Genomic DNA, 14,943 nt, shown 5'->3' with positions numbered 1-14,943 from the left:
CAGGCGATTTCCCGTACTCACCCAGGAGTTCCTCCCTTGGCCATCACCGCTCTGCCTCCCGACACCGACGCCGACATCGCCCGGGTCACCGAAGCCCTCGCCATGATCACCCCACGCTGGAACGTGAGGATCATGCTGGCGCTCTCCGGTCCGCCGCTGCGCTACAGCGAGCTGGCGGCCAAGGTGTCCTGGCTGCAGGGAGGCCAGCTCCACCCCAAGCTCAAGTCGCTCTGTGACGCCGGTCTCGTCGAGCGCACCGAACACTCCGCACGACACGTCACCTACGGCCACACCGAGCGTGGATCTGCCCTACTGCCGGTCTTGCCGATGATCATCACTTGGGCCGAGCAGTATCTGGAGACGGCAGAACGGCCGGTGCCCGCGATCGAGCAGATCGAGGACAGCCTCACGCTGCTCACCCGACGGCACGCCGCCGCACTCCTGTGGGCGCTCAAGTCCCGCGACGAGGTCAGCGGGAGGGCCCTGGCACGGATCGTGATGCCGAGCAGCGACTGGACCAACGTGTACCCGCCGCTGCGGCAACTGGTGGCCGACGGCCTGGTCGACACCGTGGGCATGGGCCGCCCCTACCGGCTGTCCGCGGCGGGCGACGGCCTGGGCCGGGTGCTCGGCACCCTGTCCGCGTGGTCCGCTGGACAGCCCCTCAACCAGGCGGCCCACCACCCGGTCTGGGGACACCCGCAGGCGAAGCCCGCACCGAAGCCCTGGGTCAGCAGCCAGTCCCGGCCGACCCCCGCAGCGCTCCCGCCAGGCCGAACGGGTGAGCCCGCTCCGGCATGGCACAACCGGGATCTCTTCTCCCATGCCACGACTCTGCGCCCGAAGACGGCCATCCCGGCGGGAGGGCCGCGCCGATGACTGACCTCTTCACGCCTGCCGAGGTGCGCAACGCTGTCGACCTGCTGGCTGCCCGCTCCATGATCCGCCTGATCACCGAGATCGACGACAACGGGGCCATCCCGCCGCGACGGCTGGCCAATACCCTCCCTGACCTCTCCTCGCATCAACAGCGCTACGCCACCGAAGCCGCTCGTGCCCACGGTCTCGTCCGAACAACGCCAGGCATGGGGCTCGAACTTACAGATGTCGGAGCAGAGTTGGCTGATCTGTACGACGCACTGGCGCGCTGGGCCCGACACCACGCCTATCCGACGCCGGTCTGCGAGTTCAGCAGCCGCATCCGACACGTTCTCGACCTGCTGGCCCCCTCACTCGCTGCCCAGGACGCCGATGGCCGCCCGTGGCCGTCGGCCGACCCCCTGCCCGGCACAGAAGCGGACCTGTCCCGCCCTCGTGCTCTCCTGATCGCATGGCTTGCCGGTAACCCGCAGGTCATCACCCGGGTTCTTGATCCCGAGCCGGTCGCGTGAGCCTAGCGGTTACACCCCGGCACGCACGCCACACCGGCGGGCTGATGCGCACCATCTACCTGCCGCGCACGGCCGACGCGTTGGCGTTCGCGATGTCCACCTACGGCATTCCGCTGCTGGTCCTGGCGACTACGAACTCTGCCGCGCTGACGGGCGTTGCATTCGCCCTGGAATGGGTCCCGCGGCTGGCGGCGTTCGGGTGGGCCGGATCGGTCGTCGACCGACGCGGGGCGGCCGTGGTGTTCCACCTGGCCTCCCTGGGACGCGCGTTGGCGCTCGCCGCCGGCGCGATCCTGCTCCGCCTGCACCCGTCCGGCCACGTGGCGAGCGTGACCGTGATGGTGCTCGCAGCGACGACCGGTGTGCTCACCGAGTTCAGTTACATCGCGGCCGAGACCGCGGGCGCCGCCGCCGGCCGCCGAGCAGGGGCGCGGGCTCACCGCGTCCAGGCCGTCCTGCTCGGCATCGACCAGACCGCCACGCTGGCCGGCCCCGCGCTCGCCGGACTGCTCCTGCTGGCCGGGCCACCGCCGATGCTCGCCACGATCACCGGGCTCTCGCTACTCGCCGCGATGCTCGCCCTGCGTACGCCCCCCTCACCGGTCGCCCCGGCCCGCGCGCCGAAGGATCAGCCGGGTGCCGGCCTCCTCACCGGGTGGCGCACGATCCGCTCGCTGCCCGCGCTCGGCTGGCTCGTGACCGGGCTGACGCTGTCCAACCTGGCCACCGGACTCCTCCAGGCAGCCAGCCCGGTGATCGTCGTCCAGCACTTCGGGCAGTCCACCACGGCCGTCGGCCTGGTCTGGTCCGCAGCGGCCGGAGCGACGCTCCTCAGCGTCACCATCTGCCGGTTCGCGCTCGACCGCCTGGGACTGTGGCCGGTCGGCGCCCTCTGCGCGGCCCTCGCCTCGCTCGCCTGTCTCGCCGCTGCCCAGGCCCCGGACTACCGGTCCTACCTGGTCCTGGTCGCGGTCCTCATGGCGGCAGAGGGCGGCATGACAGTCGTCCTGCGCACCTTGCGCTCCCGCCTGATTCCCCCGGAGAAGTTCGGCAGCACCCTGTCGGCGACCATCCTCATCCTCCTGCTGCCCTTCCCCATCGCCGGCGTACTCACCGCGCTCACCCCGCCCGACGCACTGGGACACGTCATCACCGCCTGCGCCACCCTGCAGGCCCTCGGGCTGTTCTGCGCCTTCGCCCGGCTGCGCACCTATCCCGCCCTGCGCTCCTGAACCTGTCGCACTCCCCAGCCTGTGGAGAACCCCATGCCCACCGCCATCCTCGGATCACACCGCGCGAGCGGTCGCAGCATCACCGAGCAGTTCCACGCCTTCGACGCCAACAACCCGCACGTCTATCGCGCCCTGGAACGCCTGGCCGCCCGCCGCCTGGCCGCAGGCGCCACCCGGATCAGCCTGAAGGACCTCTTCGAGGACCTGCGCCGTCAGCTTCCGCACGGCGTAGTCGGACTGAACAACAACTACACCGCCCTCTACGCCCGCCTCCTGATCGACGAACACCCGCACTGGGCCAGTGCGTTCGAGCTGCGCCGCCGCCGTGCCGCCTGACCAGCCTGTCTCTCTCCTCTCGTCCTGCCGTCCACTGATACGGAGAACCTCTTCTTGTCCGCTCGCCCCCTCGTACTCGTTGTCTCTCCGGGCGATGAGACCTACCGCGGCTACTGCCTGGAGCAGGTGGCTGCCGCGTACGACGTCGTCCTGCTCACCGGCGCCGAGCCGTCGTGGGAAAAGCCGTTCATCGTCGACCACGCAACCGTCGACCTGACCGACCCCGCAGCCCTTCTCGCCGGCGGCCGGGCCCTGGCCGAGCGCCACGACCTCGCCGGCGTGGTCACCTGGGACGAGTGGAACCTCGTCCCCACCTCCCGCCTCGCCCGAGCGCTAGGGCTGTCCTCGAATTCCGTCGAGGTGATGCGAGCCTGCCGCAACAAGGCCACCGCCCGCACCCTGTTCGCCCGCCACGGGGTACCGTCGGCCGCCTCGATGAAGGCACGGACCCTGCTGAAGGCCGGCCTTGCGACGATGACGGTGGGGTTCCCAGCCGTCATCAAGCCCGCCGCCTTCGCCGGCAGCATCGGCGTGATCCGCGTCGACCACCCCGAAGAACTCCCCGCCGCGTTCGCCTTCGCCTCACAGGGCGCGAACCGCAGCCGCGAGGACACCGGCGTCCTGGTCGAGGAATACCTCGACGGGCCGGAGTTCTCCGTCGAGTGCGTCACCCACCACGGCAAGACCACGGCAGTCGCCGTGACCCGCAAGCACCTGGGCCCCGCCCCGTACTTCGACGAGACCGGGCACACCGTCGATGCCACCGATCCGCTCCTCGACCAGGTCGCTCCGGCTGCCGCTGCCGCAGTCAGGGCCCTGGGGATCACCGATGGCGTGCAGCACGTCGAGCTGCGCCTCGTGGACGGGCGGCCCAGGTTGATCGAGGTCAACGCACGGATTGGCGGCGACATGATCGGCCACCTCGTCCGCCTCGCCACCGGCATCGACCTGCCGAAGGCCGCCGCCGACCTCGCTTGCGGCCGGGCACCGGACCTCATCCCGACCCGACGAGGGGCCGCGGGCATCCGCATGATCTACCCGGACACCTCCGGCATCCTCGCCCAGCGGCAGATCAACACCCCGTTCGCCGCGCACACCCCATGGCTGCGGCAGGTGCAGTGGATCCGCGAGATCGGAGACCCGCTTCTTCTGCCGCCCGAGGGCGACCTGTTCACCGCCCGGGCCGGGTTCTACATCGTCACCGGCCGCACCACCGCCGAGGTCACCGAGCGCCTCGACACCGCGGCCGACGAGATCACTCTCACCACGCGGGCGGACCGATGAGCCACCTGCCTGATCCGCGCCTCGACACCGACGGCGACGTCTACGTCTCCCCGCGCCACCTAGCCAGCAGCACCTACACCGGTGACCCGGCCCTCGCCCCGCTGCTCGACCTCGGCTGGGATCTTCAGAACGACGACCTCGGTAACTGCTATGTCAGCGCGCCCGACCGGCGCGTACGTGTGGGCTACCTGCCCGAAGGCGACGACGACGGGCTCTGGCGCATCAACGCCTACAAGGACTCGTTCGGCCCGCCGGCCTGGGGTGTCTGCTTCAACGACCGCGTCCCCACCGAGTTCGTCCAGGCATTCACCACGGTCCTGGCCACGGCATACGAGCAAGGGCCGGACGCCTACCTCGCCCGACCGGATCCAAGGACCGACGAGCACGAGCCCTTCCGCGCTCTCGTCCCCCTCCTGAAGCAGGGCTGGGAGATCGAGCGCCGGCGCTGGGGTGTCTTCGCCGTCCAAGCCCCGGACGGGCTCGCCGGCATGGAATTCACCACTGGTGACCTCGACCCAGAGGCCGAGCTGACCACGAGGGACGCCCGTTGGCAGTTGTGGGCGGGCAAGTCCAACGACCGGGCCGTGTGGTACGCCACGGCCAGCACCGACACCCCCGTCGCCCTGCTCACCGCCGTCACCGAGTGCGTCGCCGATCATGCCCCGCTGCTCCGCTGGCGGAAGGACACCGCCAGCTACATCAAGGGCATGGCCCAGCTCACCCCGATCCTCCCGCCCGAACCGCCGGCTCCCACACCGCTTGACGTGCAGCGGGCCGTCGCATCCCGACGTCCGGCCGCGCTCCCCGCGTCCAGCGTCCCGCGCTGGAGCACCACCAGCCGACCGGCCCTGCCCGGCCCCCGCCGGTAAGACCAGCCCGCATCCGACCGGAGACCCCACTTGTCCCTGCAGGCCGCCGAGTTCTTCGCCGAGCTGCGCCTCCCCTTCCACGACCACACCGTCGTGGGCAACACCTACTTCGCCGCCCCCGTCCCGGGCGCACCAATGCGGCTGAGAATCGACTTCAGCCGCACCATCCACGCGGATACCTACGGCGGGCTGCGCCTGGCGGTCGTCCACCCAGACCGCGGCGAAGTCGACGCGGTGGCTCTCAGCTTTCTGGATCACGGGACTTTCCACCGTCGTGACGAAGCCACCAACACCCGTCCGAACACCAAGCAGTACGGCACTTTCGACACCTACCACCGTCCCGGCCGACCGCCGTGGGACGGGGCCGTCACGACCCGGCTGCGTGACGCCATCGAGCAGTACACCGCCGTCTGGTTCCCCGGCGCGTGGGCCGCGTCCGCTTCCAGCCGCGTGGCGGGTCGTACCGCGCTCAAGGCGGCTGCCCCGCCGATCACCCGCAACGGTGCCCACATCCGCTGACTTTCCCTCATGATCAAGGAGTCCTCTTCCTCGTGCACGCACGTTTCGTCCGACCCGCTGCCGTCGCCGCAGCGGTGGCCGGCACCCTCAGCTGGGCGCCGGCCGCGAGCGCCCAACCCTCCGAACCGACCCCCTCGGCCTCCGCCGCCTCCGCCGAGACACCGGCCCCGGACGTGGGCAGCGTCGAGATCACCACCAAGGACACGGCCGGGGACGCGCTGCCGGGCGCCGCGTTTCTGCTGCTCGACTCCACTGGTCAGGAAGCCGGTCAGGGGAAGACCGACGCACAAGGGAAGCTGACTTTCCCCGACCTCGCGCCTGGCATTTTCCGGCTCAAGGAGACGGCGTCCGGTAGCCCGCTTCACGAGGTCGTTGCAGACCAGGACGTCATCGTCACCCCAGGCGCCACCACGCGGCTGACGATCACCGACCCCTTCAAGGTGGCCAAGGTCCTCCTACAGGCCAAGGACGACAAGACCGGCAAGCTCCTGCCCGGCGCGACCGTGAACATCGGCACCGGCGACTCGACACTGCTCACCCTGACCACGGGAGCCAAGGGCACGGCCTCCGGAGAGCTGCCGGTGACGAGCCGAAAGACCCAGTTCTGGGTCAAGGAGATCAAGGCCCCCGCCGGCTACGACCTGTACAAGCCGACCAAGACGTTCACCGCGGGCCCCGGCGCCCCGGCGCCCGTGACCGTCACCAACGCCAAGACCGCGACCTCCGCGCCGCCCACGCACAAGCCGACCCATAGGCCCAGCGGCAAGCCGAGCGACAAACCCTCCCCGAGCCAGCCCAGCAAGGACAAGGACGTCCCGGTGCCTTCCACCTCGGACATCCCGAGCGCTGACACGACTGCGTCGAGCACTGCTCCTACTGCCCCCGCAGGCTCGCTCGCGCACACCGGTGCCGACGCCACCCCGTGGCTGATAGGTGGGACGGGCGTTCTGATTGCTGCTGGCGCAGGCGCCCTCATCGTCGCCCGCCGGCGTCGTACGGCGGACTCCGTCGACGAGAGCTAGCCGCTTCCACACCACCGCAAAGGTCCCCGGAATCATCTGATCCCGGGGACTTTCGCGTGGGCGGGCGGGTGGATCGACGTCGGCCACTGCCTCATTCGATCGCGGTGCCCCGACTTGGGATCTGCCCGCGGTTACCGGGTCCGAAGGAGCATTGCCAGGAGCCGTTCGGCCCGCACCCTGACCACTGGTTCGGGGTGGAACAGCGCCACGGCGAACAGCACCGTCAGCAACGCCAGGAGCGGGCCGGAGAAGACCATGAACTGCGTAGCAATCGTCATACGCCTGAAGGTATCCGAACCATCCTGACCTGCTCTTTTCGCTAATGTACTCACGTAACCGCGCGAATCAAATCAGAAGGGTCGATTATCAACGAACATGCTGCTCAGGCGTGTTGGAAACTGTCACGCGTCCGTCGTGCGCACCCCCTCCACGATGCAGACCGTTATGCGACCGTTGTCCGACGGGCTTGGGTGTCGCCGCCTCCCGCTGGGCTCGCCGCGCGCCGCCACTGCATATAGGGGCGGACGATCTGTGATGCCCGTAGGGGGCACTGCCAGGGGTGGATCTTTCCGCTCGTTCGTGTCTCGCGGCACCGAACGTCAGCGCGAGCGGGTGGGTGTGCGACAGACTGCGGCGAAGTTCGCGACCCCCTGCCAGAGGAGCCTCCGTGACTGAGTCGATTCCCGTTCCCGACCTGTGGACAGGGGGCTGTCAGTGCGGCGACACCACATACGAGGCGTCCGGTATCCCGGACGACCCTCACCTGTGCTCGTGCGAGCACTGCACGCGGCTTTCCGGAGCGCCGGCGATGGCGTGGGTGGGCTTCCACAAGGACGCTTTGAAGTGGACAGGACCCGCAGGCGGCCCGACGTATTTCTCAACCTGGCCAACCCTGCACCGAGGGTCCTGTCAGCGTTGCCGGACGCAGCTCACGTCCGTTGCTGACGGCTCAGACGTGATCATGGTTACCTTCTTCAGTCTCACGCGAGGCGCTGAACTGGTCCCGGTCGGGCATAGCTTCCGTGACGAGGCGGCGTCTTGGATGTCCATCACGCTGGGGCCCGACCCGCAGCGCCGCACATGAGCCTCTGTGGGTCGGGTGGCCGTGACTCCGGGAGGGTGGGCTGATCCGCCCTATGCGGCCATGGCCTCCGGTGCCCGTGCCGCGCGGCGCAGCTCTGCGCGAGCGGCTGAGGGGCAGCCCCGAGCGGACCAGTGGGGGTGTTGGGCGATCCGCGATGACAGCCGGAGCAGGCGGCGCCGCAGCGTCGTGGCCCCTGCGGTTGGCGGCAGTGCGGCGAGTGCCTCGTATGTGCAGTGCCACTCGCGTTGGGCGTGCATCAGGTCGTCGGGGTAAAGCGTGGCCTCCATGAATATATTCAATCACTTGTTCGATTTCGGATGCATCTCCGTCGTCCCTTCGCGCTCCGCTACGTCCTTGAGGCCATCGCGCAGGAGGTCAACGTTTAGGTTTGCCGGGTGAGCAAGCGGCCCCGGCTTCCTGGTGATCCCTCCGACCTGTACCTGCGCATCTCCTACGACGATGAACTCTGGGACACCCCGCAGGCTGACACGTTGGAGCGATGGAGTGTGACCGTCCTCCACCGTCGGCGTGCGCACGACGAGGATGGGGAAACGGTGGCCGCCAGCAGCTGTGTCACCGCGGATTGCCCCTCGTGCACGGTCGCAGACGCCACCGTGGGGTCGATGGTGTTCTACCGGGTGCACCTCGACCGCGGTCGCAACGCCTTCTGGGCCATGGAGGAGGAGTCCGAGGAACTGTTCGAGACTGCCCAGGCCCTCCTTGATTCCGAGACAGGCTTCTTCACCAGCGACGTGAGCGAGCGACTGGATTACGTCGGTTCCGCACTGCTTGTAATGGACCGGGTGACGCTTGATCCTTTGTGGCGTGGGCACGGCCTGGCGGCCGTACTCGGCTGCGAGGCCATCCACCGGCTCATGGCCGGATGCCGGGCCATCGCCTGCTCGCCCGGCATCACCGACCTCAGTAGCCAGCGCCTGATGGACCGGTCCGAATGGGACCGCGTGAACGCAATGATCGCGCTGGGGTGGGAGAGTATTGGGTTTCGCCTCCACCGCGACAACGTGTATCTCCTCTCGCCCCTCTCGCAGGAGTTGGAGGAGCAGCGTGGCGTCCTTCGAGGGCGGCTGGCGGAACTCGGTGCGGTCTGGCGGACGCAGGAATCATGACGGTCGACGTCGCTGCGGGAGGCGGTCGCGCCAAGGAAAAGGCCAGGTAAAACGGCGATCCGACGACGCATCCTGGGTTGATGGGGCCTCGGGCGGTGGTGCGATTCTGTCGGGTTCCAAGCCGACCTTGTCCGGGTGTACGCAGGCCGGCATCCCCTCCCTCGTGTAGCGATGCCCGTTCTCCGGTGTGACTGAGCGCGATACCTGGCCTTTGAGCGCGGTAGTTGGCCCGTCGTGCATTGCAGTTGGCCTGCTGAAGGTCCCAGTCCAGGCTTCACATCCCTGACCTGCGCGAACGCCAACCGGATCGCCGGGAGGGGCAGCGGCGATGCGGCCCGCATGCCGGAGGGCTCGCCGTGCCGCAGTCGACCAGCGCTCCACGGTTGACGCGGCGGGCCAGGTCTACTCGGTGAGGCCGCAGATCTCAGGCGGGGCCGGGCGGTAGGTGGACGGTCATGATCAAGTGGCAGCTCTCGGTGCCCGCGCCGCGGTAGGTGTGGGCGGTGTCACCGTCGAAGGCGGCCGTCTGGCCAGCCTCGACAGGATGCTCAGCGCCGTCGACGACGAGCACCATCTGTCCGGCGGTGACACTGACGGTCTCTACGACGCCGGCCTGGTGGGGGTGGCTGGGGTATTCCTCGCCGGGCTCCAGCGTCCAGCGCCAGACCTCGACCGGGGCTGATCCCGAGGTGGTCAGCATGAGCCGGGCTTCGCTGCCATGTTCGCCCTTCCACAGGGGGATGAGGGCGTCGGCGGTCGCGACCCGGACGCGGCCTTCGGCCGGTCCCTCCATCAGTGCGGACACTGAGACGCCGAGGGTGTCGGCGAGGCGGACCAGGGTGGCGAAGTTCGGGTTGCCCTGCGCCTTCTCCAGCCCGGCCAGGGCCCCCTTGCTGACCTTGGCGCGCCGGCACAGCTCATCCAGGGAAAGTCCGGCGCGGGTGCGGGCTGTGCGGACGTTGTGCGCGAGCGTCCGCAGCGCCGCCTCGGTCTCGGCCATCACGTCACCCCTCCAGGGATGGGTCAGTGCAATGCACCGCACAGTCGGTTGGTTGACACCTGTCGGTCGGTGCGTTGTACGGTGTAGTCGTTCCATTGATAGTAAGGGATGTACCCCCCCCGTGATCGCTCTGCTGCTGGCCCTGGGCAGTTCCCTGGCCTACGGATGCGCCGATTTCCTCGGCGGCCTCGGCTCTCGCAAGGCCCACGTCCTGCGCACCGTGATGATCGCCGCCCCGGCCTCACTCACCGTCGAGCTGGTGCTATGGCCCTTCCTCGGAGCCTCCTTCGCCCCCGCGACCCTCGCCTGGGGCGCGGCGTCCGGCGTCGCGTCGGCCGCAGCGTTCGCCCTCCTGTACCGCACGCTTGCGATCGGCCCGATGAACGTCCTGTCTCCGGTCACGGCGTTGGTCTCAGCGATGCTGCCGGTCGGCGTCGGTCTGCTGCAGGGCGAGCGCCTGGGGCTCGCCGGGTTGATCGGCCTGCCGCTGGCGCTGGTGGCGGTGGTGCTGGTCAGCGCCGGCCACGGAGCCGGCAGCGCGCGCCCGTCGCGCACGGCGCTGCTGATGGCTTTCGGCGCGGGCGGGGCGATCGCGCTGCAGCTGGTCTTCCTGCATCAGGCGCCGACGGACAGCGGCGTCGGCCCGCTGATCGTCGGACGTGCCGTGTCCTCGGCCGTCATCCTGGCCGCGGCCGGGCTGATGTACCGCAGGCTCGGATCGGAGAAGCCCGCGTACGCGATGTCGGCTACGGCCGGCGTGCTGGACTCGGTGGCGAACCTGCTGTTCCTGCTCGCCGCCCGCAGCGGGGACCTGGCCGTCGTCGCTGTGATCACCGCCCTCTACCCGGCCGGCACCGTCCTGCTCGCCCGCAGTGTCCTCTCGGAGCGGATACATCGCGGGCAGCTGGTCGGCCTAGGCGCGGCAGCCGTCGCCGTCAGCCTGCTCGCCCTCACCTGACCCCGCCCCCCGGAAGGAGCCCGGCATGTTCATCCAGCCCTGGGACGCCGCCCTCGACGCCGCCGAATGGCAGACCTGGATCGCTGACGGCCACGACTTCGGCATCCTGAGCGTCAACGGCCTGCCCGGCCAGGCGCCCGTCGTCGTACCCACCCACTTCACCGTCGACGACACCACCCTGCTGATCCATCTCGCCCGCCCCAACCCCGTATGGATGGCGATCGACGCGGACCCGCACGTCACCTTCACCGTCACCAGCGACTACGCCTTCATCCCCGGCCCCTGGCGCGCCAAGCCCGACACCCTGCCCACCGACGGCGTCCCCACCAGCTACTACGCGGCCATCCAGTTCACCTGCCAGGCCACGATCATCGACGACCCCAAGGCCAAGGCCGACCTGCTGCGCAGCCAGATGGCCCACTTCCAGCCCGACGGCGACCACGCACCCATCGACCCCGACCAGGCCCCCTACGGCCGGATGCTGCCCGGCATTCGCGGCCTGCGCCTGAACGTCACCGACGTACGGGCCAAGTTCAAGTACGACGACCACAAACCCGCCGAGCAGCGCACCGACATCGCCCACCGCCTCATCGAACGCGGCACCGGCCTGGACGCGCCCACGGCAACCCAGCAACTGCGCCGCCTGGACCGCATCGGCACCTGGAAACCCTGACCGCGCCCTCCCGCCCGCGCACGCACCCCCCTGGAACGGACCCCTTGATGACCACCTTCCGCATCAGCCCCGCCGTCGCGGAAGCATTCCCCGACACCCTCATCGCCGTCGTCACCACCACCGGACTGGACGGCCACGAGCCCTGGCCCGCCACCGCCGCGGCCCAGCAGGACCTGGAGCAGCAGCTCGCCGCCAGCACCTGGCAGCCGGCCGACGAGAGCGACCCGCGCATCGACGCATGGCACACCGCCTACCGCTCCTTCGGCACCAACCCCCGCCGCATCCGCCCCAGCGTCGATGCCCTCGGCCGCCGCCTGGCGAAGAAGGGCACCTTGCCGCGCATCAACCCGGCCGTCGACTCCTATAACACCGTCTCCGTCCGCCACGGCCTGCCCGCCGGCGCCTTCGACCTCGAGCACGTCACCGGCGACGTAGAAATCCGCTACGCCGACGGCGGCGAGACCTTCACCCCGCTCGGCGAACCCGACACCACCGAACACCCCAAGCCGGGCGAGATCATCTACACCGACGCCACCGACGTCCTCACACGGCACTGGAACCACCGCGACGCCCACCGCACCCGCGTCTCCGAAGACTCCACCCACGTCGCCTTCGTCCTCGAAACCCTCCACGCCACCCGCGACGGCCACCTCCTCAAGACCGCCGCAGGCGAACTTCAGGACCTGCTCGCCGAGCACTCCGCGCAGAGCACCGTTAACTACCTCAGCCCGGCTCACCCTCAGGCAGCCATCTGAACTGGCTGGCTTCTTTTTTGCCAGGCCAATCCTGAGCATCGAAGTTGTCCGTCCGGGCCAGATAGCGCGCTCAGTCACATCCGGATGGAACGGGCATTCCCAGGAGGTCTGCTGTAGACCACGAACTGCTTGCGCGGGTATCGAGTGGCCGGGCAGATTCCGCATACGGGCCGCTGTAGGTCCTCGCGATGCGGATTGATGTACGGCGGTCCGGCGGGGTCCGGGATCTCCATAGCAGCCAGAGGTTAGCGTGGAACGGCTCGCCGCATAGGTGGCGTCGTTCTGCCGGTGAACTTTGGCGGTGTGCGAGCAGCCGTGTCAAAGACCGAGCACCGTCATCCTGCTGCCTGGGTCTGAGCGCCCGCCGCCAAGAGCCAGTTGATGATCGCTGTCCGGCAGACGGCGGTCGCGTGGGCGAGCAGGAGTTCCTCGTGCCACCGCTGCGGGTTCGGCATCATCATCCCGAGGATGTCCCGGTCGGAGACGAACAACCGCTCACCGTGGCTGATAAGACTGCGGATTCGGTACAGGTCGCGGTGTCTCTTGGCCATCGCCTTGTCAGTGGCCGGTGCATAGCGGTCAATAAAGTCCCTGAATGCCTTGCTGGAACTCTCGCCCTCGTGACCTTTCACCAGGACTTCCACACTCTGCACGACTGCGGTGTAGGCCGCGGACGGGGACTGTCCCGCCTGCGCCGCGTGGCGGACCCAGTGGGCGGCGTGGAGCAGCGACCGCCGGTCTGTGGCGCCCAGAGAATCGAACGCCTGCAGGCAGGGGGCGAGGTATGTGGGCAGATGAAGTGGCGACTCGCACCGGGCAACTCCCGTGTGTTCATCGGTCACCGCGATCTCGCCCAGAGTCCCCTGCTCATCCCAGACGTTCGGCTCGTACCCGGCGCGTACCCATTGGCTGGACGGTGCGGAACGCCCCATCACTGACGTAGCCCACATCATGCGAGCTGGCCCCGGCTCGGGAAGGACCAGATGCGCAGCGACGAGGGCGAGGATGCTCATCCACGTGCCGGCGAACCTCTCGCCGCGCGAATAGTTCACCGGGGAGTCCACGTCCCCGACGCCTGGGTAGACGCACTCGAAGATCAGCGGGTGGGTGTCGGACAGCCAGGGCACTTCTGGATTGCCCTCGGGCAGCGAACGCAGCACCAGTGTGTTCTTGAAATGCCAGCGCCCGCGGACCGGTTGCGTGGAGTAAAGGATCTTCCTGACCACGCGCGGCTGGGTCGGCGCCAGCAGCTGACGGCGTATTTGGGCCTCGATTTCGGCGAGGTCCTCCTCGGTGAGTGCCTCGCCCACAGTCGCGTCGGTGACCCTGCCGCCTGCGTTGAAGCCCAGGATGATCCGCGCCGGACCACTGCGCGGCGAGGGAAAGATGAGGCGTCGTTCGTCCAGGCTCTGGCACTCACCCACGAGGTGGGAGAGCAGTTCCAGTAACTCGTCCGGATCGACCTTGCCGATATGCAGGCAGCGCTTCAACTCGCCGTTTGTGATCCCCATCAGCCACCAACCGATCCGTTCCCCGCCAACAGCACCACCATCAGACCGCGGCGCGGCCACACGCAAGCGGCTTTGCCAACAGCAACCAGAAGTGCATCCAACGGTGACCGAGCAGCTGAAGCGGGCGCAGGGTTCCCCTTCTCGGCCAACTGCGATCTCTCCATGCGCGACCGGAAGGGCGCCCCTCTATAGAACGGGACCGAGAACAGTATTGCGACGAGTTGGGTGGGCGTTCGTCTCGCAGTGTTGTCCCTACGGTCAGAAAAGGGTCATGGTCAATGAGAAGGGAGCTCGCGAAATGTGACCTGCAGCCGTCGCCAACGGGGGTGGAATTGGCAGTTCGCCGCGGGCAGACAGGAAAGATCGCAGAATGACTGGCCAACGCGGTCAAGGGCATGTCAACGTAGACGACCTTGCAAGAAACTCCAGGTCAGAGAGGTGATTGCCTGTGACCGTGGCACCCGTCGGCCCTGGTTTCTCCACCACTATCGAAGCCATGCGGCTCCGCGAATGGCAGCTAGGCCCCGGCCAACCCGCACTCGTGACGGACCAGTTCTCAGCGGATGACTTCCACCTGATCGTGGACGACCGCGCGGACGTGCACGTCAGCTCGAAAGACGGCCGATTCTATCTCGGCTGGTTCCCGGACGGCCGTCCCGGCACGGATGGCGAGGGGTGGACGATCGCCGTCACCGGCACGGCCAAGGTGCCCGGATACCGCCTGTCGTTCGACACTGAGACGCCGGCGGACATCGTCGCCGCCGTTGTGGCACGCGTGCTGGCGACTTCACGTCGCGTATGACTGTGCCTCACTCGGAGGGCTGGCCTGCTGCCGGCCCGTTCCATCACTCCTCGTTTCCCCCTCACCCCAGGAGGCTGTTCGTGACGACTTCGGAGATGACCGTCGCCGATCTCATCGACCTGTTGTCCGGCTGCGACCAGGATGCACCGGTCCGCCAGGCCATGAACCCGTTCTTCCCGATGGCCCACCGACTGGCGCAGGTCGTGCAGTCCGTCGATGAGACCGGCCGGAATGTCGTCTACCTCGCCGAGGGGCGCGACACGGAGGCGCAGCTCGGTCATCTGCCGCCCGAAGTCGCGGTCGACTTGACCTGGCAGGGTCCCGTCCAGGCACCCCCGCGCCGCCCTCGCCGCCGTGCCGGCGGCAACTAGACCCGCACC

Annotated in this window: 19 protein-coding genes; 15 read left to right on the top strand and 4 right to left on the bottom strand. The window is 68.7% G+C overall.

Annotated elements, in window-relative coordinates:
* Window positions 1-36: 36 nt before the first annotated feature.
* From OG972_RS05505 to OG972_RS05470, 8 genes are read left to right on the top strand one after another with little or no spacing between them, the layout of a single operon-like run.
* Entirely contained in the window at window positions 37-879 is an 843-nt protein-coding gene (locus tag OG972_RS05505; RefSeq protein WP_266978786.1) for a helix-turn-helix domain-containing protein, read from the top strand.
* Complete coding sequence (locus tag OG972_RS05500) at window positions 876-1,391, top strand: regulator (protein WP_266978784.1); 516 nt, start codon at window positions 876-878, stop codon at window positions 1,389-1,391. The genes OG972_RS05505 and OG972_RS05500 overlap by 4 nt, the downstream gene beginning before the upstream one ends.
* Entirely contained in the window at window positions 1,388-2,623 is a 1,236-nt protein-coding gene (locus OG972_RS05495; protein WP_266978782.1) for an MFS transporter, read from the top strand. The genes OG972_RS05500 and OG972_RS05495 overlap by 4 nt, the downstream gene beginning before the upstream one ends.
* A 33-nt stretch (window positions 2,624-2,656) precedes the next feature.
* A complete protein-coding gene (locus OG972_RS05490) occupies window positions 2,657-2,959 on the top strand; it encodes a hypothetical protein (protein WP_266978780.1) in 303 nt (100 codons plus the stop codon).
* Window positions 2,960-3,013: 54 nt separating this feature from the next.
* Window positions 3,014-4,243, top strand: coding sequence for an ATP-grasp domain-containing protein (locus OG972_RS05485; protein WP_266978779.1), 1,230 nt, complete (start codon window positions 3,014-3,016; stop codon window positions 4,241-4,243).
* Window positions 4,240-5,112 carry a DUF317 domain-containing protein gene (locus OG972_RS05480; protein WP_266978777.1) on the top strand — a complete coding sequence of 291 codons (873 nt, stop codon included), beginning with the start codon at window positions 4,240-4,242 and terminating at the stop codon, window positions 5,110-5,112. Before OG972_RS05485 ends, OG972_RS05480 begins: the two co-directional genes overlap by 4 nt.
* Window positions 5,113-5,142: 30 nt before the next feature.
* Window positions 5,143-5,631, top strand: coding sequence for a hypothetical protein (locus OG972_RS05475; protein ID WP_266978775.1), 489 nt, complete (start codon window positions 5,143-5,145; stop codon window positions 5,629-5,631).
* A gap of 32 nt (window positions 5,632-5,663) precedes the next feature.
* The gene (locus OG972_RS05470) at window positions 5,664-6,653 is read left to right on the top strand and encodes a SpaA isopeptide-forming pilin-related protein (RefSeq protein ID WP_266978773.1); all 990 of its coding nucleotides are present in this window, start codon (window positions 5,664-5,666) and stop codon (window positions 6,651-6,653) included.
* A gap of 131 nt (window positions 6,654-6,784) precedes the next feature.
* Here OG972_RS05470 and OG972_RS05465 read toward each other — a convergent pair whose 3' ends face one another.
* Complete coding sequence (locus OG972_RS05465; protein WP_266978771.1) at window positions 6,785-6,931, bottom strand: hypothetical protein; 147 nt, start codon at window positions 6,929-6,931, stop codon at window positions 6,785-6,787.
* Between the two features lie 281 nt (window positions 6,932-7,212).
* Here OG972_RS05465 and OG972_RS05460 point away from each other — a divergent pair, with 281 nt between their 5' ends.
* Window positions 7,213-7,737 (top strand): GFA family protein, encoded by a 525-nt coding sequence (locus OG972_RS05460; protein ID WP_323135849.1) that lies wholly within the window; start codon window positions 7,213-7,215, stop codon window positions 7,735-7,737.
* A gap of 50 nt (window positions 7,738-7,787) precedes the next feature.
* On the opposite strand, the gene OG972_RS05455 is transcribed toward OG972_RS05460, so the two are convergent.
* Window positions 7,788-8,024 carry a hypothetical protein gene (locus tag OG972_RS05455; protein ID WP_266978767.1) on the bottom strand — a complete coding sequence of 79 codons (237 nt, stop codon included), beginning with the start codon at window positions 8,022-8,024 and terminating at the stop codon, window positions 7,788-7,790.
* Window positions 8,025-8,360: 336 nt separating this feature from the next.
* Between OG972_RS05455 and OG972_RS05450 the strand changes: the two genes are divergently transcribed.
* Window positions 8,361-8,864, top strand: a complete 504-nt coding sequence (locus OG972_RS05450; RefSeq protein WP_266978765.1) for a hypothetical protein — start codon at window positions 8,361-8,363, stop codon at window positions 8,862-8,864.
* Window positions 8,865-9,288: 424 nt separating this feature from the next.
* On the opposite strand, the gene OG972_RS05445 is transcribed toward OG972_RS05450, so the two are convergent.
* Entirely contained in the window at window positions 9,289-9,864 is a 576-nt protein-coding gene (locus OG972_RS05445; RefSeq protein ID WP_266978764.1) for an XRE family transcriptional regulator, read from the bottom strand.
* Window positions 9,865-9,985: 121 nt separating this feature from the next.
* Here OG972_RS05445 and OG972_RS05440 point away from each other — a divergent pair, with 121 nt between their 5' ends.
* The 3 genes from OG972_RS05440 to OG972_RS05430 are packed head-to-tail and all read left to right on the top strand — an operon-like array spanning window position 9,986 to window position 12,250.
* A complete protein-coding gene (locus OG972_RS05440) occupies window positions 9,986-10,822 on the top strand; it encodes an EamA family transporter (protein ID WP_266978763.1) in 837 nt (278 codons plus the stop codon).
* A 25-nt stretch (window positions 10,823-10,847) separates the two neighbouring features.
* Window positions 10,848-11,495, top strand: a complete 648-nt coding sequence (locus OG972_RS05435) for an FMN-binding negative transcriptional regulator (protein WP_266978762.1) — start codon at window positions 10,848-10,850, stop codon at window positions 11,493-11,495.
* 47 nt (window positions 11,496-11,542) lie between these two features.
* On the top strand, window positions 11,543-12,250 hold the full coding sequence (locus OG972_RS05430) for a B3/4 domain-containing protein (RefSeq protein WP_266978760.1): 708 nt from the start codon (window positions 11,543-11,545) through the stop codon (window positions 12,248-12,250).
* 335 nt (window positions 12,251-12,585) lie between these two features.
* Here the strand turns inward: OG972_RS05430 and OG972_RS05425 are convergent, their stop codons facing one another.
* Complete coding sequence (locus OG972_RS05425; RefSeq protein ID WP_266978758.1) at window positions 12,586-13,821, bottom strand: hypothetical protein; 1,236 nt, start codon at window positions 13,819-13,821, stop codon at window positions 12,586-12,588.
* Between the two features lie 388 nt (window positions 13,822-14,209).
* Here OG972_RS05425 and OG972_RS05420 point away from each other — a divergent pair, with 388 nt between their 5' ends.
* Both OG972_RS05420 and OG972_RS05415 read left to right on the top strand, forming a co-directional pair.
* Window positions 14,210-14,563 carry a DUF317 domain-containing protein gene (locus tag OG972_RS05420; protein ID WP_266978756.1) on the top strand — a complete coding sequence of 118 codons (354 nt, stop codon included), beginning with the start codon at window positions 14,210-14,212 and terminating at the stop codon, window positions 14,561-14,563.
* Between the two features lie 80 nt (window positions 14,564-14,643).
* A complete protein-coding gene (locus OG972_RS05415) occupies window positions 14,644-14,934 on the top strand; it encodes a hypothetical protein (RefSeq protein WP_266978754.1) in 291 nt (96 codons plus the stop codon).
* The last annotated feature ends 9 nt before the right edge of the window (window positions 14,935-14,943 follow it).

It is taken from the genome of Streptomyces sp. NBC_01669 (assembly GCF_026339735.1).
GTDB classification, from domain to species: Bacteria; Actinomycetota; Actinomycetes; order Streptomycetales; family Streptomycetaceae; genus Streptomyces; species Streptomyces yanii.
Note: the sequence above shows the minus strand (reverse complement) of the source record. Positions and strands in the feature narration are given on the sequence as shown.